This is a genomic window from Mycobacterium kubicae, from assembly GCF_015689175.1.
In the GTDB taxonomy this organism is placed as follows: domain Bacteria; phylum Actinomycetota; class Actinomycetes; order Mycobacteriales; family Mycobacteriaceae; genus Mycobacterium; species Mycobacterium kubicae.
In genome coordinates this window covers 335,645-354,887 of record NZ_CP065047.1, presented here as the reverse complement: position 1 = coordinate 354,887, position 19,243 = coordinate 335,645, and the positions used below count along the sequence as shown (strand labels likewise).

Sequence of the window (19,243 nt, the reverse complement as noted above, 5' to 3'; positions counted from 1 at the left end):
AGCCTCAGGTGCGGTTGATTTGGGGCGGCTCTGTGGGTGCTGCCGATGGGCGTTCGAGGAGTAAGCCGGCCCCATAGGACCTTACCGATGCCGGAACCGACTGTGCTGCCCCTGGCGACTGGCAAGACGTCGACATGTTGCTCTTGCAACGACAGCTCTCCCCGCTCGGTTTCCTAGAATGGCCCCACTGGTTCGGCGTCGGATCCGGTCTCGACAGAGGTCAGGCCAAGTTCCTCGAGTACCTGGGCGGTGTCGGCGCCCAGTTCCGGCGCCGGACCCGCGACCTTCCCCGGCGTCCGGGAAAACCAAGCCGGCACACCGGGAAACCGCACCGGGCCGTGCGGCGTTTCCACGGTCTGGAAGAAGTCGACAGCGTTCAGGTGCGGATCGTCGAACAACTCCGCCGGGCTGGACAGCGGTGCCGCCGGGATCTCGAGTTCACCGAACAGATCGAGCCATTCTTCGGTGGTGCGTTGCGCCATCGTTTCGGCCAGCAACGCATAGACGGCGTCGATCTGACGCGCCCGACCCTCGAGTGTGGCGTAGAGGTCGCTGGCCCACGGCGGCCGTACGGCTCGGATGAATGCCGCCCAATGCTTGTCGTTGTAGATCAATGCGGCGATGTAGCCGTCGCTGGTGCGATACGGCCGGCGGTTGGGCGCCACGGTTCGGGGATAGATGGCCGGCCCAAGCGCGGGTTCGAACATCGCACCGTTGGCGTGTTCGACCAGCATGAAGGACGCCACGGCTTCGAACATCCCGATTTCCACCTCTTGGCCTTCACCGGTGCGTTCCCGGTGGAACAGCGCCATCATCGTGGCGTAGAGGGCGGTGAGACCGGCAACCTTGTCGGCCAGGATGGTCCCAACGTAGTTCGCCTCGCCGGTCAATTGCTGTTGCACAGCGGGCAATCCGCAGGCCGCCTGAATCGTGTCGTCGTAGGCGGGCAAGTCCCGTTTGGGTCCGCGCCGTCCGTACCCGTAGCAGTTGGTGTACACGATGGCCGGGTTGATCGCAGCCACGTCGGCGTAGCTGAGGCCCAGGCGGCCGATCGCCTTCGCGCGCATCGAGTGGATGAACACGTCGGCGCCCGCGATCAGGGCGCGCATGGCGGTTTGACCGGAGTCGGACTTCAAATCGAGGCTGACCCCGCGTTTGCCGCGGTTGACGTTGACGAAGACGCCGCTCATTCCGGGTGCCGGGCCGACGGAGATGTAACGAGTGTCATCGCCTTGCGGCGGCTCGACTTTGATGACGTCAGCACCCATGTCGGCCATGATCTGCGTGCAGTAGGGCCCCATCACCATCGCGGTGAGGTCGACGACACGCACCCCGGCCAGGGGTCCGGAGCTACCCATGGTGCGCGCGCTCCCGGTTCACCCATGCCGCGGAATCGAAGCTGTAGCGAATATGGTCGGCGTGACCACTGGGCACCACCGGGAAGACTAGCGGCGCGGAGCGGTCCCGGATGGCGTAGAGCTGCTCGGCCACGTCCTCGATCGACCAGGACAGGCGCTGCACCCCGGGGCTTTCTGCGACCACGGCCGTCGCGACGCGACCCGCGATGGCGATCAGCATCTCCCCGTTGACGGGGCAGGACTGGTGAGCCAGTAGCCCGACGACCGGCGCGACCAGGTCGGTGCCCATCGGTGGATAGGCCGAAATGTCCAATCCCTCAGCCATTCTGGTGACCGCGGACGGAACGATGACGTTGCACAGCACCCCGTCGTCCGCGCCTTCGAGCGCCACGACATTGGACAGGCCCACCAAGCCGGCCTTCGCGGCGGCGTAATTCGCGACGCCATGGTTGCCGTAGAGGCCGCCGATCGACGAGGTCAGGACGATGCGACCGTAGTGGGCGTCGCACATGATCGGGAAGGCGGGCCGCACGACGTGGAAGGCGCCGCGCAGATGCACATCGATGACGGCGTCGAAGTCCTCGTAGCTCATCTCCCGCAACGCCGCCCGCCGGACATTACCGGCGTTGTGGATGAGGATATCGATCCGGCCGTAATTGTCCAGGGCCGCTTGGACGATCGCTTGGCCGCCCGCGGCGGTCGCCACCGTTTCAACGCAGGCGACCCCGTCGCCGCCCGCGGCCCTGATCTCTGCGACCACCTGCTGCGCGGGACACTCATCCATTCCCGCTCCGGACACGGCACTGCCGCTGTCGTTGACCACAACCTTGGCGCCCCGGGCCGCCAGCATGAGCGCATACGCGCGCCCCAAACCCCGGCCTGCGCCGGTCACCACGGCGACTCGGTCGTCGAACCTGAGTTCGGTGGTCATGACTTCAAGACCAGGCCGTCCAGATCACCGTCATCCCGCCATGCGGCGAGCAGGTCGCCGAATGCGTAGAAGCCGGGGCCGTACGGCTCGCCGATGTGGGATCGAATGCCTTCTCCCGCTGCTGCTCCCGGGCCGCCGCCTTCGTTGTTGTAGTAGCCCGGCGTGCACTCGCTGTCGAACTGGCTGTTGTCGATGGCGGTGTCGCGGATGGTTTGACACCACCGGTCCTGCGCCTCCTGGCTGGGTTCGACGGTCGTCGCGCCCCGGGCCAGCGCCTCGGCGATGATGTAGGCGATGTGTTCGCCCTGCAGTTCGTAGTTGGCGGCGATATTCGCCGAGATTCCGACCTGGGTGAAGCCGGTGAAGAACTGGTTGGGGAACCCTCGACTGGTCATGCCGTGCAACGTCTTATAGCCGTCGCGCCAGTAGTCGAAGAGGGACAACCCATCGCGTCCCTCGATTGCCTCGATCGAATACCGCCGGCTGATTTCCGTGGTGATCTCGAAGCCGCTGGCATAGATGATGCAGTCGAGTTCGTACTCCACCCCGTTGGCCACCAGGCCTTTCTCGGTCGCCCGCTCCACGCCCTTGCTGGCTGACACGTCGACCAAGGTGACGTTCGGTCGGTTGAACGTCGGGAGGTATTCGTCGTTGGTGCAGGGCCTTTTGCACAAGAACCGATAGTAGGGCTTGAGCGCCTCGGCGGTCTGCGGGTCTTCGACGATCGCCTCGACACGCCGGCGCAGGCGCTCCATGACCTTGTAGTCCTCCTCCTCACGGATCGCCATGAACTGCTCGGGGCTCATCGAGGCCGGATCATCGAGTGCCAGTACGCGGGCTGCGGTGTTGCGGCCCAATTCGGTCCAGAAGTCGCAGACATAGTCCGGTTGGCCGGGCGCCATGCCCTCGAACGTCCAGGAATGGAAGTTGCGTTGTCGCTCTTTCTGCCAGCCAGGCCGTAGCGTCTTGACCCATTCGGGATCGGTGGGGGTGTTGTTGCGCGCGCCGACCGACGACGGGGTGCGCTGAAAGACATACAGGTGCTTGGCGTCTCGGCCCAGGAACGGCACGATTTGTACCGCCGTGGCGCCGGTGCCGACCACGGCGACCCGTTTGTCACGCAGCTTGTGCAGCCCGCCGCCGCTGTCTCCGCCGGTGTAGTCGTAATCCCAGCGGGAGCTGTGAAAGCTGTGTCCCTGGAAGTTCTTGATTCCGGGAATGCCTGGAAGCTTCGGCCGATGGAAGGGACCGGATGCCAGCACGACGAAGCGGGCGCGGATGTCGTCGTCGCGGTCGGTGCTGATGCGCCACCGGTGGACCGCTTCATCCCAGTGCAACGCCTTGACCTGAGTGGAGAAGATCGCCGAGTCGTAGAGGCCGTAGTGCTTGCCGATGCGCCGGCAGTGCTGGTAGATCTCGGTGCCGTCGGCGAATTTCTTGCTGGGTATGTAGTCGAGCTCTTCGAGCAGCGGTATGTAGCAGTAGGATTCGTTGTCGCATTGCAGCCCGGGATAGCGGTTCCAGTACCAGACACCGCCGAAGTCGCCGCCCAGTTCGATGATGCGCACATCGTCTACGCCGGCCTTCTTCAGGTTGGCCGCGCACAACAGACCGCCGAAGCCGCCGCCGAGCACCGCGACATCGATGTCGGCACAGATCGGATCACGCACTACCGGTGTCGAATACGGGTCGGTCTCGTAGTAGCCGGCGAAGTCGTCGACCAGTTCGATGTACTGTTTGGACCCTTCCGGTCGCAGCCGTTTCTCCCGTTCCTGGCGGTACTTCTCGCGCAGGGCGGGCAGGTCGATGTCCTCGGGTGTCTGCGTCGGTGGGCAGTCCGGACCTTCGGTCATGCCAGAGCGTTTTCCGGCAGGGCGGCGGCGTGCAGGGGCGCGTCCATGTCGTGGACAGCGGGTAACACTTCGGCGGCGAACAGTCGAGTGCTTGCCATCGCCTCGTCGTATGGCATGGTGCCGAACTGTGGGACGATCGTCAGCTCACAGAACGAGCAGGCTTGCTGGGCGGCTTTGAGGCGGTTGAAGATTTCCTCCGGGGTACCGATCAGCAAGTTGGAGGCGTGGTATCCGGGCGTTTTGGAGGGCCCTTTGGAAGCCTCACCGCTCACCGACGATGCCAGTACTGCCGTTGCGGTCGCCTCCCGGGCAGCGTATGCCTCATAGCCCTTGACGCCCTTGAAGTTCGACGCGTCGGCGAATCCGTAGTGCACGGTGACATCGCGGTTGGCCGTCCAGATCCACTCCTCGGTTTTGGCGGCATCTTCGGCAGTCGGAGTGCAGTACATGAACATCACGTTCTTGGGCTGACACGGGGGCAGTCCCTCCTCCTGACGGAAGGTGTTCACTTGCTGCACTTCTCGTCCGGCATCCTCGATCGGCTTGTTGCCCACGAACAGCGGCACCATGCCGCGGCGCGCGAGGATCTCCAGCGACTCCGCGGTGGAGGACGAGCTGTAGACGCGAGAGAACAGGTCTGGGGTTTGCGGTTCGGGCCGCAGTGACATCTCCGGGACCGTGAAGATCTCGCCCTGGTAGGCGAACCGCTCGCCCGACAGCGCCAGTTGCAGGATGTCGAGGGCTTCGTTGAACCGTTGCCGGCTCTCTTCGCGGGGCACGCCGACGGCGGCGAACTCACCTTTCGATACCCCGCGCCCGATCCCGATGGTGGTGTACCGGCCATTGGAAAGGATGTCCAGGTAGGCGATTTGGTGTGCCAGCCGGACGGGGTGCCACCACGGCGCCACGGCGACGAAGGTGCCGAGGCTCACGCGTTCGGTCCGACCGGCGAAGTAGCTGAGCGCCTGAATGGGATTCGGTGTCATGCCATACGGCGTTCCACAGTGCTCGGGCACCCAGATGCCGTCGAAGCCCAAGGGTTCGGCCAGATCGCCGATCGCCAGGGTGGACTGAACGCATTGCCAGTCTGGTGTGTCGGGTGGTCGGCTGAAGTCCTCGGCGAGCACGCGGTCCCAATCGTGCGAGTTGTGTGCTCCCAGACCAATGTTGACTTTCATCGCGGTGTCTCCGTTGCTAGTTTGCGGGGCGCGCCGGTCCCCATGTATTCGGCCAGGTTGCGGTGCAGGTTGGCGGTGCTGCGTTCCATGTACGGGTTGGGCCGTGGACCGCGGAAGCCCAGTGACTTCATGCCTTGCTGAACTGCGGCCATATTGGAGAAGTCCTGTGGTAGCACACTGCGCCAGTTCGGGTCATCCGGCGGCGCGTACACCCATTCGGTTTGCGGCTCTTCGCCTTTCGGATACAGCTCGTAGCATGCGGCTTCGAAGATGCATCGGTCCGGGTCATAGCCGTGCGGCCGAGCGCTGTAGCACAGTGCGGTGGTCAAGCCCTGCCCGATCTGGAAGTTCGGGAAGATCTGCCAGGCGGTGCCGCTATTGGCCAGGTGCTCGGGATCAATGGTCGGCCAGATCACGCCGCGGGCGGCATCGTCGCGTCGCGCGGAGGTCAGCCAGTGACTGAGCACCTGGTCGGCGGGTGCGTCCTCGGGCAACTCGTCGACCAGTCGTTGCGCCGCTTCGACCAAGGTTTTGGTGGTGGTGGCGTTGGTCTCCACCAAGGTGTAGAGCTGCATTTCGGCGGTCGAGATGCGCGGGTCTGCGCCCGTACCCAGGCGGATCTTGGATTTGGTCTCCGCCAAGTCCGTTGGTGCGTCGTAGCCGATGTTGCTGTGTTTGCCGTGTGCGGCGGCCCAGCCGCGGAAATTGCCGAATTTGTTGAACTGCGGATGCGTGGTCGCGACGTGGTAGGTCTCGTTGAACGCCTCCATGGCGACTTTCCAGTTGCACTGAAAGTGCAGCCACTTACGCCATTTGCAGCGCATGTCGCCCAGGCGGAAGGGGTCGAGCATGGTGGCGGCGGGCTCCAGATAGTCGCGCAGGGGGGCACAGGCCGGATCCATATTGATCCATATCCAACCGCCCCAGGTGTCGACGTTGACCGGCGCCAAGTGCGTGTTCTCGGGGGTCAACGCGCCCCGCCAGTCCGCCTGCTCGGGGATGTGAATGCAGTTGCCGTCCTGGTCATATGTCCAGCCGTGGAAGCCGCAGACGAACGACTTCTTGTGTCCGCATGCGCTTTTGGCGCCGGGCGGCAAATCCACCAACCGACGGCCGCGATGCATGCACACGTTGTGGTGTGCCTTGAATCCGTCGTCGGCGGTACGGACGACGACAATCGAGTCGTCCAAGATGTCATAGGTCAGGTAGCTGCCTACCTTCGGGAGATCTTCGACCCGCCCGACCTGCTGCCACACCTTGCGCCACAGCTTGTCCCGCTCGGCGCGCGCATAGTCCTCGGAGAGGTATGCCTCGACGCCGATCGTGACCGGCTCGATCAGTTCGTCCATCTGGTCCTCCCTTCCTTCACTCAGGCGTCCCAACGCTTGATCGCGGTGCGGAAAGATTGGTCTTTGAGAAACAGCGATGTGTTGTCCGAATCCAGATGGCCCCACTTGAGATTGAGTCCGCCGTCGACGAGCAGGGTCTGGCCGGTGATGTAGGTCGACAAGTCGGAAAGCAGAAACAGAATGGCCCCGGCCACCTCCTCGGGACGACCCCGCCGCCCCATCGCGATGGCCCGCCGGTCGCGTTCGGGATCCTCGTCGGTGTAGGTGCGCGAGGCCGGTGTCTCGGTAACCCCCGGAGCGACCGCGTTGACCCGGATGGTGGTCCCGTTTTCGTCGCAGGCCAGTTCCAGAGCCATCGTTCGGGTCGCCGCCACGATCGCGGCTTTGGCTGTGCCGTAAGCGATGTGAAACGGCGCCGTGTTCATGCCGCTGATCGACGAGATCGACACGATCGAGCCCGATCGTTTGCTGCTCTTCAGTTCGCCGGCCACAGCCTGACTCAGGAAGAACATCGTTTCGAGGTTGCGCGTGAAGAGGTCCTGCCAGTCGCGGCGGGTCACCCGGGTCGACGGCATCCAGGTCGACGGGTCCGCGCCGCCGGCGACGTTGACCAGGCCGTGCAATTCGCCATCGGCGCGCCGGGCGGCATCCAGGGTGGCGCACACGCCGTCATCGGTGGAGATGTCGGCCGCGACGGAGACCACGGGCAGTCCCTGGGCGGCCAGCGGAGCGACGTGCTCGTCCAGGTTGTCTTGGCTGCGGCTTACCGCCACCACGGTGGCGCCGGCTCGGGCGACCATCCTGGTCACGGTCGTGCCGATACCGCCGCCTGCTGCGCCGGCCACCACTACCGTGCGGCCGGTCAGCCCCATCACATCGGCTGGCATTTTGTCCGGACAAGATAACGACGTGCACTCATTAGAGAGCATGATTCTCTCTTGTCCTTCAGCACGTCAAGGGCGCATACGGATTCTGCTCATCGTATTGTCTGGACCAAGGCCCAATTGCTATGGTCCGAGCGGTGGTAACCGCAACCGGATCGTCGCAGCAGATCGGCCCTGATCAAGGGCGGTACGCGGCCGCGTTGCAGCCGCGGCTGGCCGAAGGCTGGACGTTGACGCGGCTGACGCCGCCGAGTCGGTTGTTCGGCGCCAATGGGCTGCGCACCGGACCGGACGGCCGCGTCTACATCGCGCAGGTGACCGGCAGCCAGATCAGCGCGCTGGACCTGAGGTCCGGACAACTGGACACCGTCAGCGCGAAGGGCGGGGCGATCGTCGCCCCCGACGACGTGGCCTTCGACCCGGGCGGCAACCTCTACGCGACCGAGGTCATGGACGGCCGGGTCAGCGTCCGCGACGCCACCGGACGCACCCGGGTGCTGCGCGACGACCTGCCGTGCGCCAACGGCATCGCGTTTCACCGCGGCAGGTTGTTCATCGGTGAATGCCGCGCCGGTGGACGCCTGCTCGAACTCGATCGCAACGGCGCGGTGCGGCAGGTGTTGCTGGACAACCTGCCTTCGCCCAACGCCATGGAAGTGGGGCCGGACGGTCTGCTGTACTTCCCGCTCATGGGCGCCAACGAGATCTGGCGCATTGATCCCGACGGCGGTAATCCGCAGCGGGTCGCTGCGGACCTCGGGGTCCCCGACGCGGTGAAGTTCGACTCCCAGGGGTACCTGGTCTCCACCCAGGTGCACAGCGGCGAGGTGCTGCGTATCGATCCGCGCACCGGAGACCGAACGGTGCTCGCGAACCTCAACCCGGGGCTGGACAATCTGACCTTCGCGGGTGATCGGCTGTTCGTCAGCAATTTCACCGGGGAGATCACCGAAGTACTGGCTGCCGGAGGTTCGCGGACCGTGCTACCGGGCGGGTTGAACTGGCCACTGGATCTGGCCGTCGGCGTCGACGGCAACCTGTACATCGCCGATGGAACCTACTTCTACATGTTGGCCGACGGGACACTGCACACCGTCGGCATGATGTTCACGCCCGGGTATCCCGGATTTCTGCGCGGCCTGGCGCCGTTGGCGAGCGGGGAATTCCTCGTCACCACCTCCAACGGTGAAGTGGTCCGCTACCGCCCAAACGCTGGCGAAAGTAAAGTCCTCGCAGCGGGTTTCGATCAGCTGTACGGAATCGCGGTCACTGCGGACAGCGCGGTCTTCGTCGCCGAACTCGGCGCCGGTCGGGTCCTGTCCATCGACGGCGGCCGGGTCGAAGTGCTGGCCTCGGATCTGCGTGAGCCGGTGGGTGTGACCGTCGCCGCTGACGGGGCCTGCCTGGTGGCCGAAGCCGGCGCCGGGCGGGTGCGCAAGTTCGACGGCACCGGCACCGGCACCGCCACCGTCGTGGACGGATTGCGGCGCCCGCAGGGCATTCTCGCGCTGGGCACGGCGCTCTACATCCTGGACGCGGACGCCAAAGAACTCATCGAAGTCGACATGGAGACCCGGGCTCGCCGAACCATTGCTGCGGACTTGCCGGTGGGCGCCCCGCCTGGTGTCACGCCCAAGCCGCTGCTGGGCATGCCGCCCTTCTCCGGTCCGCAGGGCCCGTTCGCCGGCATCGCGGCCGCAGCCGATGGCACGCTGTACGTCTCGGCCGATGCTGAAGGCAGCGTGTTGGCATTGCGCCGGGAAGCCTGAGAGGCCGCAAAAATGTCCGACGCAAAGGTAGTCGATCACCGATACCTGCAGGTCGCACGCACGCTGCGCAAGGAAATCGTCGACGGTGTGTACCCGGTGGGCTCGCAATTGCCTACCGAGCACGAGTTATGCGAGCGATTCGCGGTCAGCCGCTACACCATCCGGGAGGCATTGCGCCGACTGCGCGATGACAACCTGGTGTCCTCGCGGCCGCGGACCGGGACGTTGGTCGTGCCGCGGCCGTCGTCGGATTCCTATGTGCAACACGTCATGTCGATCAACGACCTGGTCGCGTTCGCGACGGGCACCCGGTTCGCGATCGAATCGGTTGCGACGGTCACTGTCGACGACGTGCTTGCCGCTCGGACTGGACTGATCACCGGTGAACAATGGCTGGCCGTTCGCGGCTTCCGTCAAGCAGACAAAGACCCGTCCGCGGCCGCGCTTTGCCGCACGGAGTACTACATCAACCGCGCATTCGCGGCGGTGGGCAGGTTACTGCAACGCCATGAAGGCCCGATCTTCCCGCTCATCGAGGACCTGTTCGGATTGAGTATCGTCGAGGTCCATCAGGAAATCGCCGCGGTACTCGTTTCACCGGAATTGGCCGAGGGTCTCGACGTCGACCCGGGCATTCCGGCATTGGAGGTCCGGCGCACCTACAAGACGTCGGACGGTCAGGTCGCGCAGGTGACCATCAATACCCATCCCGCATCACGGTTCCGCCACTCTATGACGATGCGGCGGGTACGTGTCTGACGGCGTTGTGAGCCGAAAAATAGTCGGCGGCAGGTCGATCCGATGGGATGACCGCCGAGCCGCCGCCGCGTACGCCGAAGGGTGGTGGGTCCGCGAGACACTGGCCGATGCGCTGCGCGCCGCGGCCGAGGACACCCCGCAGCGGCCGGCCGTGGTCGACGGGGAACACCGGTTGGACTGTCAGAGCCTGTGGCGCCAGGCGACGGCGCTCGCACAGTCCTTACTCGCTCGCATCCCGCCGAGCAGCGTGGTGTCGTTCCTGCTGCCCAACTGGCACGAAGCCGCGGTCATCTATCTGGGCGCGACACTGGCCGGGATGGTGGCCAACCCCATCCTGCCCTCCATGCGAGACCGCGAGCTTCGGTTCATTCTGGAAGACGCCGACAGCCGGATGATCTTCATCCCGGCGGAGTACAACCGCCACGACTACCCCTCGATGTTGGCGCGGGTGACTTCTCAACTGGAATCCCCACCGCAGGTCGTGGTGGTGCGCGGCGAGGGCACGTCCGACCAATTACCGTTTCCGGCGCTGCTGGCCGACGCGGGCGACGCGATGCGCTTGCCCGCACTGGATCCCGACGCCGTACGGATGATCCTGTACACGTCCGGAACGACGGGTCACCCGAAAGGGGTTCTGCACACACATAATTCGATCCATGCGCTGATCCGCCAGATCGGCGAGCACTGGATGGTCGAACCCGGTGATTCCTTCCTGGTGGCCTCGCCCATCGCGCACATCGGCGGTTCCATCTACGCCTTCGAATGCCCGCTGCTCCTGAAGACCACCGCGGTTTTGCTAAATCGGTGGAACGCCGACACCGCAGTGCAGCTGATGCAGGCCGAACGCTGCACACACATGGCCGGAGCGACACCCTTCCTCGAGCAACTGCTGACCGCGGCGCAGACCGCGCACACCCGACTGCCCGATCTGAAACTGTTCGTCTGTGGCGGGGCGTCAGTGTCAACGGCGTTGATACACCGCGCGGCGGGCTATTTCGCGTCAGCCGTCGTCACCCGGGTGTATGGCTCGACGGAAGTGCCGGTGACGACAATCGGCGCCCCAGGCAACAGCGACCGGGCCGCCGACACCGACGGCCGCGTCGGTGTCGCTGACATCAGACTCGTCGACGGCGAGATCAGGGTGCGCGGACCCCAGATGTTGGTCGGCTATCAACACCGCGAAGACGAGGCAACGGCTTTCGACGCCGACGGCTACTTCCGCACCGGGGACCTGGGGCGTTGGGTCGACGACGAGTACCTCGTCGTCACCGGGCGCGCGAAGGATCTGATCATTCGCAACGGTGAGAACATCTCGCCCAAAGAGGTCGAAGACATCCTGGCCGGCCATCCCGCCATCACCGAGATCGCCATAGTGGGGCTTCCGGACGAACGGACCGGCGAGCGGGCGTGCGCCGTCGTGGTTCCGGCCGCCGCCCCCGGCCCCGACGTGGCCGATTTGCGCGGCTTCCTGGAGGAAGCGGGAGTGGCGCGCTTCAAAGTGCCCGAGCAAGTGGTCATCTGGGACCTGCTGCCGAAAAACGACGCCGGAAAGGTGCTCAAGCACCAGATCAAAGCGGCGCTGCTGAAGACGGAGCGGTGAGATGGCGGTTGCGGTGGTGACGGGAGCTACCGGCGGTATCGGATTCGGTTGTGCGACAACGCTGGCCGGCATGGGCATGGCGGTGTTCGCGACCGGACGTGACGAGGCCAAGCTCGCCGACCTCGCCGCCCACATCGACGACCCCGATCGGGTGGCGACCTACCCGGCCGACCTGACGGACGACGAGGCCCCGAAGTCCATCGCCGATACCGCTTTCGACCGTTGGGGCCAGGTCGATTTCCTGATCAATGCCGCAGGGGTGGGTAGTCCGAAACCGCTGCACGAGACCGACGACGAATCCCTGGATCACTTCCTCGGCTTGATGTTGCGTGCGCCGTTCCGGCTCATTCGCGAGGTGCTGCCGCGTATGCAACCCGGCTCCGGAATCGTCAACATCACCTCCACGTTCGCCGTGGTCGGCGGCATGCGCGGCGGCGCCTACTCCGCGGCCAAGGGCGGGCTCACCGCACTGACCACACACATCGCCTGCCAATACGGTGCCCGCGGGATCCGCTGCAACGCGGTTGCTCCCGGTGTCATTCAAACGCCCATGACCGAGGAAAGGCTGCGCGACGAGCGGTTTCGGCGAATCAATATCGAGATGACGCCGCATCAGCGACTGGGCAGCGTCGAGGACGTCGCCAGTACCGTCGCATTTCTGTGCTCTCCCGGGGGCGCGTTCATCAACGGTCAGACCATTGTTGTGGACGGCGGCTGGAGCTCGACGAAGTATTTGTCCGACTTGGCGCTGTCCTCGGAGTGGAGAACCGTTCAGCACGACTCGAAGTGACGGCGGATGCCCGCCAGCATCTCGCGGTGCGCTTTGTCTGCCGCGCGGACAGTGAAGGCCGCCAGCGGCCGTGGCGCGGTTAGGTGAATCCGCTCGGTGAGACGAGTGCCGCCGGCTATCGGCTCGAAGCTGACCGTCCCCCGCAGGCGCACGCCCGGTGATTGGTCTGCCTGCGTTCTGACGTCACCGGCCGTCGGCACCTGCAGCCGGGCCCGGTAGCTGATTCGGAATCGCCAGGGCCCTAACGGGATGCGATCAGTCACTTGATAGCTGTGCTGATAGCCGTCGGTCGTGCGGGTACGCGACAGCACCTGTACCGCCGCGATCAACGGGTGGAGGGTTTTGAGGTTGTCCAGGTCGACATAGAACGCCCGGACGTCCGCCGGTGGGGCGGGCACGTCTTCGGTCAGGGTTCGTTCGACGCTGGCCACCCACCAGCTCATGCCAACGCGCCGGTGAGCAGATCCACTGTGCGCCACCAGATGAGCGCGACGAACAACGCCGAGGCCATGACCGTTACCGCCGCTTGGATCGCATTCCGGTGTTGCCGCGGTGCATATACGTAGGCCGCCCCAACCAGCCCACCCGTGACGAGCCCGCCGACGTGGGCTTGCCAGCTGATGAGTTGAGAGCTGACGGCCGGCACCACGAAGGTGAAGGCCAAGTTGACCACGATGACTGCCACCACACCGCGGACGTCGAGGGTGAGGCGCTTGGCCACCACGAAAGTTGCGCCGAACAGACCGAATACGGCGCCAGATGCGCCCGCCGTTGCCGTGTTGAGCGGGGACAGCAGGTAGACCAATACCGATCCGCCTAGCCCGCTGAGCGCGTACAGCGCGCCGAATCGTATTCGGCCCAGCCACATTTCGAGTGGCCGCCCCACCACGTAGAGCGCCCACATATTCAACAGCAGATGTGGGCCGCCGTAGTGCAGGAACGCCGAGGTGACCAGCCGATAGAACTGGCCGCTGGCGACACCCGGTGGCCACAGCACCAACTGCTTCTGCACGTCTACCGACGTAAGCTCGGCAACGAAGGCCAATACGTTGATGGCGATCAGGACGTAGGTGACCACCGGTGTGGCGGACCGTTGGCGTCCGCCGAATCGGGTTCGCGGCTGTCGAATGGTCCGGGCCCCCGCGTGCACGCATTCGACGCACTGGTGACCGACGGCAGCGCTGCGCATGCAGTCCCCGCAGATGGGCCGTTCACATCGGGTGCACCGGACGTAGGTCTGGCGACCGGGATGGCGGTAACAAGTCGGCGCCTCGGCCGGCGACTGCGGTGGATTGACGCCTTGCATCTCACCATTGTCGCTTGCACCGCGGCCCGGGCGCGCTGGGACCAAGCGGACTATCCGGCCGTTTCCGGTTCGGGCACGTGGTCGGGGAAGGCGTCTTGGGTGTGCCCGCCGCGTAAGCTGCCGTCGAGGTAGGCGGCGCGGCAGGCGGAGTGAGCGACTTTGCCGCTCGAGGTGCGTGGGATCGACCCGGCGGGCACCAGCAGTACGTCGCGCGCAGTCAGGCCGTGGCGTACCGCGACCGCGGCTCGGATATTGCCGGCGATCGATTGCATGTCGGTCTTGCGCGCGCCGGGCGCGCGTTCGCCGACGATCACCAGCTGCTCGGAGCCGTCTTGCGGGTCGTTATCGAGCTTGGCGTGAGGATTGTCGAAAACTTGGGACGGCAGCTGGTTGGCCGGCACCGAGAAGGCGGCCACATAGCCGCTGCGCAATGCGGTGCTGGCCTCTTGGGCGGTGTGCTCGATGTCTTGCGGATAGTGGTTTCGACCGTCGACGATCACCATGTCTTTGGCCCGGCCGGTGACATACAGCTCGCCGTCGAAGTAGGTGCCGTAGTCGCCGGTGCGCATCCAACGACCGTCCTCGGGCACGCCCTCGGCGTGCGACGGGCTGGCGCGTGTGTGCAGCACGTTGCCGAAAGTCTCGGCGGTGTCCTGCTCCCGGCCCCAATAGCCGGAGCCAATGTTGTCGCCGTGCAGCCAGATCTCACCGACCTGCCCGTCCGGGCGCTCGGTGGCGGTGTCGGGATCGACGATGGCGGCCCATTGGTCGATCGAGACGACACCGCACGCCACCTGCGCGACAGCCGAAGGTGCGTCGTGGGCGACGGCGCGGAAGCGGCCTTGGGTGAGCTCTTCGCGGTCCACGTAAGTGGTGGTGGCCTCCCGCTTCATGTCGGTGGTGGATACGAGGTGGATACGAAAAGTGTCGCTTCGGCCATGCCGTAGGACGGCTTGATGGCGGTGGCGGGCAGGCCGTATGGGGCGAACGCCTCGTTGAACTTGCGCATGGACGCGGTGGAGACCGGCTCGCTGCCGTTGAGCAGGGCGAAAACGTTGCTCAAGTCGAGTTCGGGGTCACCGTCTTTGGGCAGACCGCGCAAGGCCGCATGCTCGAAGGCGAAATTCGGGGCTGCCGAGAAGGTGGGACCGTCGTCGTCGCCGAGCACCGCGAGCTCGCGGATCCAGCGGAGGGGCCGACGCACGAACGCAGCCGGACTCATGAAGGTGATGCGGTGTCCGATGACCGAGGGCACCATGGCGGTGATCAGACCCATGTCGTGGAACAGCGGCAACCACATCACGCCCCGCTGGCCCTCTTCCACCTGCAGTGCGTAGATGAGCTGTGCCAGGTTGGTGGCCACCGCCCGGTGGGTGATCTGCACACCGGCCGGGGTACGCGTGGACCCGGATGTGTATTGCAGGTAGGCGATGTCGGTCGGGTCCGCCTGCGGTGATCGCCAGGTTTCACCGACCTCGTCGGGGACGGCGTCAACGGCGATGATGCGCGGCCGTTCCGCGCCGCGGCGATCGTGGTGGAAGAACTTGCGCACTCCTTCCGCCGAACCGGTAGTGGTCAAAATCGCCGTGGGTTTGCAGTCGTCGAGAACCGAATGCAGCCGGCCGACGTGCCCCGGTTCGGCGGGGTCGAACAACGGCACCGCGATGACACCGGCGTACAGCGCACCGAAGAACGCCACGATGTAGTCGAGGCCCTGCGGAGCCAACACCGCGACCCGGTCACCGGGCTGGGTGACCTGTTGCAAGCGCGCGCCGACGGCGCGATTGCGGGCACCGAAACGCGACCAGGTCAGATCGTGATAGACGCCATCGGGATCAGCGGAGAAATCGAGGAAGCGGTAAGCCAGGCTTTGTCCACGCGCCTGGGCCCACCGCTCCACATGACGAATCAAGCTGCCGTTGTCGGGGAATTTGATTTTCCCATTCACGACGTAGGGGTTGGGCACTGCCATATCAACTCTCCGATCGCGCGGGCACAGCGGACGACGCCGGTTACCTACAGATGACGCCTGGTGATGCAAGGGTTGGAGGTGCCTTGGTTAGCCGCTCAATCCCTAGTGGCGCTGGCTTAGCGAGAAACGCCGGATTGTGGGCGATGTTCGCTCCGTGAGGTTACTTGAGAAACGAGAACAGTGTCGTAGCGTCAGCTCTCCGCCGCATCGCCGCAGCTCGCGCCGTATCGCTCGTGTCGCATTGAGCTGGGCTGGGTGCGGCTACCGGCGTCGAGCGCGCAGCGCCACCGCGGCGTCAACTATTCCCTCACTCGCGGAGTTGACTTACTGTGATTTGGGTGGAGTCGAATGGATCCCCTGAATTAATACCGGTCGAGAAATTGCATTCCGGTGACCCGATAACCGATGTCAACGGTGGCGGTCAACGCTACATAGTGCTCGAGTCCAAGGCCTACGGTGACAGCTGCGTGGTCCTTGAACTGGAGTCACGCGTGGACCATCAACTGCAGGTCATCGAAAAGACTTTCCCCACCGGCTATCACGTCGGCAAAGCCGACCACCGAAGTCTGTAGCGCAAATACGAGGGCCGGATTGCCGGACGCCTCCCGCGCGGCATCGCCTTTGTATCAGGCGCGACGCGGTGGTCGTTGGTCATTGGGATCATTCGGGTCCGGTTCACCGAACCAGCGCGACGGCTCTTCCTGGCCGTATTCGTCGTGCCAGTTCCACCATTCGTACGGCTCGGTCTGCGGGTAACCCGCAGGCGAGTCTTCCCACAACTCCTGACGCCCAAGCGCCGTCATATCCAGAAAACTCCATGTGTTGCCCAGCGCCTCGTCGCCACGGTTGTTGATGAAGTACGTGCGATAGACACGGTCGCCGTCGCGAATGAATGCGTTGGTCCCGTGCCATTCATTGACCCCGAAGTCGGTGTCGAAATTGTCGGTCAGCGTGTACCACGGCATGTGCCAACCCATCCGCGCCTTGAGTCGCTCGATATCGGGTTGCGGCGCCCGGGAGGCGAAGACCAGCGTGGTGTCGCGGGCGTTGAGGTGGGCCAGGTGACCGACGTGGTCGGCGATCATCGAGCAACCCCGGCACGCGTGGTCGGGCCAGCCGTGCACGCCTGGTTCGAAGAAGGCGCGGTAGACGATCAGTTGGCGCCGACCGGCGAACAGCCCCACCAAGTCGACTCTGCCGTCGGGTCCGTCAAAGAAATATTGGTCGGTCACCGCTTGCCAGGGCATGCGGCGGCGCATGGCCGCCAATGAGTCACGCGCCCGCGTCATCTCTTTCTCTCGGACCAGGAGTTCTTGATGCGCTGCGGCCCACTCCTGTGCCGACACGATCGGTGGTTTATCCATTGCGATGCCGCCTTCCGTTGTTGTTGGTTTACTGCACGGGCGGCCGATCAGGCCAGAGGTGAGAGACCGGCCGCTGTCAGGAGGTACGCGTCGCTGTCGCGGTGCAGGCCGCTGGCGATCTCACCGACGCTGCGCGCGACTTGAGCGGCGGACAGCACCGGCCCCGCAGACTGCAGGAACGCGTCGACGTCGATGCCTTGCCGCTCGGCGTAGGCCGCCACCGCCATGGCACCCAGATCGGTTGCCGGCGTCAGCCGAGGGAGCACTGAGATGAATTCGATGCCCAATCCGGCGCGGCGGGATTCCGCCCGGGCGTAGCTGCTGATGAACCGCACGGTGGCCTTGGCCCCCGCGTAGCCCCCGCTCAACGGCGATCCGTTCACCGCGGCGCCACTGGAGATGGTGATCACCGAGCTGCCCGGCGCCAATGGCCGCCGCAGCGCACGGCGGGTCCAGTGGAAGGCTTGCGCGACGTCCACATGCCAGTTGGCGCTGAAGGACTCCCAGGTCTGTGCCGGTAACGGGACCATCCGCGGCGCCAAGCCGGCGCTCAGCACAATCGTGCGGGGTTCGTATTGGTCGATGAGGCTATCGGCCGTGGCCGCGTCGGCCGCGTCCGCGACCACCCCGGTGAAGCCGTCGCCCAGTTCGTCGCGCACCTGCTGAAGCTGAGCATCGGTGGGGGCGACGCCGACAACATGAGCACCCGCCGCCGACAACGCCGCGGCGATGGCACGGCCGAAGCCACGGCCGGCTCCGGTGACGACAGCCGTGCTGTCGAGGAGGCCATCGGCCTGACGATGGGGAGACTGGGTCGGAAGTGTGGTCACTGTCAATCCTCTCTGCGGGTTTGCACCAATACCGATACGCCGGGTCGTCGCAATTCATCGCTGTGCAGCTCAGCCGATGAATTTCGGTCGCCGAACCGATCTATACGAGTGGGTGGCCCTACCCTCAGAGCAGCGGACCAGGAGCAGGACGTGCCGGCACAAGCGGACTTCATCGAGCAGGCGGCGCCGTTTCGCGCCGAATTGATCGCGCATTGCTACCGCATGCTCGGATCGGTGCACGACGCCGAGGACCTGGTCCAGGAGACGTATGTGCGGGCCTGGCGCGGGTACGAAGGTTTCGAAGAACGGGCAGCGTTACGGACGTGGCTGTATCGCATCGCGACGACCGCGTGCCTGCGGGCGCTGCAGAACCAAGCGCGCCGCGTACTGCCCGCTGGGATAGGTGATGCGTCCGTCGACCCGGAGACCCCGCTCGAGGGCGGCGGGTCGCACGATTGGCTCGAGCCGATACCTGATGCTTTGACCTTCCGGAACCCCGAATCCGCCGCGGCCGCGCGGCAGAGTATTCGGCTGGCCGTCATGACCGCACTGCAGGAGCTACCAGCGCGGCAACGTGCCGTGCTGATCCTGCGTGACGTGGTGCAATTCAGCGCGGCCGAAGTTGCCGAACTACTCGAAACGACTCCCGCGGCCGTCAACAGCTCGCTGCAACGTGCCCGCGCCCGTCTCGCCGAAGTGGCTCCGCGCGAGGAGGACCTGTCCGAGCCGGATGACGCCGAGCGCCGAGAGTTGATCGACCGCTATTGCGCGGCGTTCGAAAACGCGGACATGGCCGCCCTGACCGAACTGCTGCAAGCCGATGTGAAGCTGCAAATGCCTCCGGTGCCGGTGTGGTTCAGGGGCCGAGACGTCGTGCTGCGGTTCCTCATTGCGCGCGCTCTGGCCAAGGCCGGTGACATCGTCATGATTCCAACTGCCGCCAATGGCCAGCCGGCCGTGGCCGAGTACCGGCGCAGCGCCGATGACGTCAAGCGAGCCCATTCCATCCACGTCCTCACCAAAGGTGGGACCGGGATTGCGGCCATCACGGTTTTTCTCGACCCGTCGCTGTTCACGTCTTTCGGGTTGGCCGCCAGCGTGTAGCCGCCAAGCCGGCGGCGAGGAATACACTGACAGACTTCTCGCAGCGTCTTCGCTGCTCGAATGGGTAACCCTGATGGTCTGGGATCCTCGGGCGATCCACCTGACCGTCAAGCACCACCGGCACCGACGCGCGGCAGCCCTGCACGCTCGCCATGTGGACAGGCTTGCTACACGCCGGGAGGATTGGCGCGTAGAG

16 protein-coding genes and 1 pseudogene are annotated in these 19,243 nt (G+C 65.2%); 6 read left to right on the top strand and 11 right to left on the bottom strand.

Going from position 1 to position 19,243, the window contains the following annotated elements:
* Positions 1 to 173: 173 nt before the first annotated feature.
* From I2456_RS01725 to I2456_RS01700, 6 genes are read right to left on the bottom strand one after another with little or no spacing between them, the layout of a single operon-like run.
* On the bottom strand, positions 174 to 1,358 hold the full coding sequence (locus I2456_RS01725) for a CaiB/BaiF CoA transferase family protein (protein ID WP_068030294.1): 1,185 nt from the start codon (positions 1,356 to 1,358) through the stop codon (positions 174 to 176).
* Positions 1,351 to 2,289, bottom strand: a complete 939-nt coding sequence (locus tag I2456_RS01720; RefSeq protein ID WP_068030291.1) for an SDR family NAD(P)-dependent oxidoreductase — start codon at positions 2,287 to 2,289, stop codon at positions 1,351 to 1,353. Before I2456_RS01720 ends, I2456_RS01725 begins: the two co-directional genes overlap by 8 nt.
* Entirely contained in the window at positions 2,286 to 4,142 is a 1,857-nt protein-coding gene (locus I2456_RS01715; RefSeq protein WP_068030288.1) for a flavin-containing monooxygenase, read from the bottom strand. The genes I2456_RS01720 and I2456_RS01715 overlap by 4 nt, the downstream gene beginning before the upstream one ends.
* Complete coding sequence (locus I2456_RS01710) at positions 4,139 to 5,320, bottom strand: LLM class flavin-dependent oxidoreductase (RefSeq protein ID WP_085073867.1); 1,182 nt, start codon at positions 5,318 to 5,320, stop codon at positions 4,139 to 4,141. The genes I2456_RS01715 and I2456_RS01710 overlap by 4 nt, the downstream gene beginning before the upstream one ends.
* Positions 5,317 to 6,669, bottom strand: coding sequence for an aromatic ring-hydroxylating oxygenase subunit alpha (locus I2456_RS01705; RefSeq protein WP_085073866.1), 1,353 nt, complete (start codon positions 6,667 to 6,669; stop codon positions 5,317 to 5,319). Before I2456_RS01705 ends, I2456_RS01710 begins: the two co-directional genes overlap by 4 nt.
* Positions 6,670 to 6,689: 20 nt before the next feature.
* Positions 6,690 to 7,556 carry an SDR family NAD(P)-dependent oxidoreductase gene (locus I2456_RS01700; protein WP_085073865.1) on the bottom strand — a complete coding sequence of 289 codons (867 nt, stop codon included), beginning with the start codon at positions 7,554 to 7,556 and terminating at the stop codon, positions 6,690 to 6,692.
* Between the two features lie 122 nt (positions 7,557 to 7,678).
* Here I2456_RS01700 and I2456_RS01695 point away from each other — a divergent pair, with 122 nt between their 5' ends.
* Genes I2456_RS01695 through I2456_RS01680 form a run of 4 tightly spaced genes read left to right on the top strand, consistent with a single transcriptional unit; the run spans position 7,679 to position 12,471 of the window.
* Entirely contained in the window at positions 7,679 to 9,322 is a 1,644-nt protein-coding gene (locus tag I2456_RS01695) for an SMP-30/gluconolactonase/LRE family protein (protein ID WP_085073864.1), read from the top strand.
* Between the two features lie 12 nt (positions 9,323 to 9,334).
* Positions 9,335 to 10,081 (top strand): GntR family transcriptional regulator, encoded by a 747-nt coding sequence (locus I2456_RS01690; protein WP_068030277.1) that lies wholly within the window; start codon positions 9,335 to 9,337, stop codon positions 10,079 to 10,081.
* 37 nt (positions 10,082 to 10,118) lie between these two features.
* Complete coding sequence (locus I2456_RS01685; protein ID WP_085073939.1) at positions 10,119 to 11,681, top strand: AMP-binding protein; 1,563 nt, start codon at positions 10,119 to 10,121, stop codon at positions 11,679 to 11,681.
* A gap of 1 nt (position 11,682) precedes the next feature.
* Positions 11,683 to 12,471 carry an SDR family NAD(P)-dependent oxidoreductase gene (locus I2456_RS01680; RefSeq protein ID WP_085073863.1) on the top strand — a complete coding sequence of 263 codons (789 nt, stop codon included), beginning with the start codon at positions 11,683 to 11,685 and terminating at the stop codon, positions 12,469 to 12,471.
* Here the strand turns inward: I2456_RS01680 and I2456_RS01675 are convergent.
* The 3 genes and pseudogenes from I2456_RS01675 to fadD32 all read right to left on the bottom strand — a co-directional run bounded on the left by I2456_RS01675 (position 12,453) and on the right by fadD32 (position 15,749).
* The gene (locus I2456_RS01675; RefSeq protein ID WP_068030266.1) at positions 12,453 to 12,914 is read right to left on the bottom strand and encodes an SRPBCC family protein; all 462 of its coding nucleotides are present in this window, start codon (positions 12,912 to 12,914) and stop codon (positions 12,453 to 12,455) included. The genes I2456_RS01680 and I2456_RS01675 overlap by 19 nt on opposite strands.
* Entirely contained in the window at positions 12,911 to 13,777 is an 867-nt protein-coding gene (locus I2456_RS01670) for a rhomboid family intramembrane serine protease (RefSeq protein ID WP_068030263.1), read from the bottom strand. The genes I2456_RS01675 and I2456_RS01670 overlap by 4 nt, the downstream gene beginning before the upstream one ends.
* Before the next feature lie 50 nt (positions 13,778 to 13,827).
* A pseudogene (gene fadD32 / locus I2456_RS01665) lies at positions 13,828 to 15,749 on the bottom strand (long-chain-fatty-acid--AMP ligase FadD32).
* 338 nt (positions 15,750 to 16,087) lie between these two features.
* Between fadD32 and I2456_RS01660 the strand changes: the two are divergent.
* Positions 16,088 to 16,321 carry a hypothetical protein gene (locus tag I2456_RS01660; protein WP_085073938.1) on the top strand — a complete coding sequence of 78 codons (234 nt, stop codon included), beginning with the start codon at positions 16,088 to 16,090 and terminating at the stop codon, positions 16,319 to 16,321.
* Between the two features lie 54 nt (positions 16,322 to 16,375).
* Here the strand turns inward: I2456_RS01660 and I2456_RS01655 are convergent, their stop codons facing one another.
* On the bottom strand, positions 16,376 to 17,113 hold the full coding sequence (locus tag I2456_RS01655; protein ID WP_085073862.1) for a DUF899 domain-containing protein: 738 nt from the start codon (positions 17,111 to 17,113) through the stop codon (positions 16,376 to 16,378).
* A gap of 47 nt (positions 17,114 to 17,160) precedes the next feature.
* The gene (locus I2456_RS01650) at positions 17,161 to 17,943 is read right to left on the bottom strand and encodes an SDR family oxidoreductase (RefSeq protein WP_085073937.1); all 783 of its coding nucleotides are present in this window, start codon (positions 17,941 to 17,943) and stop codon (positions 17,161 to 17,163) included.
* 150 nt (positions 17,944 to 18,093) lie between these two features.
* On the opposite strand from I2456_RS01650, the gene I2456_RS01645 reads away from it, so the two are divergent.
* Positions 18,094 to 19,047: a sigma-70 family RNA polymerase sigma factor gene (locus tag I2456_RS01645; protein WP_241007843.1), complete on the top strand. Its 954-nt coding sequence runs from the start codon at positions 18,094 to 18,096 to the stop codon at positions 19,045 to 19,047.
* Positions 19,048 to 19,243: the final 196 nt, after the last annotated feature.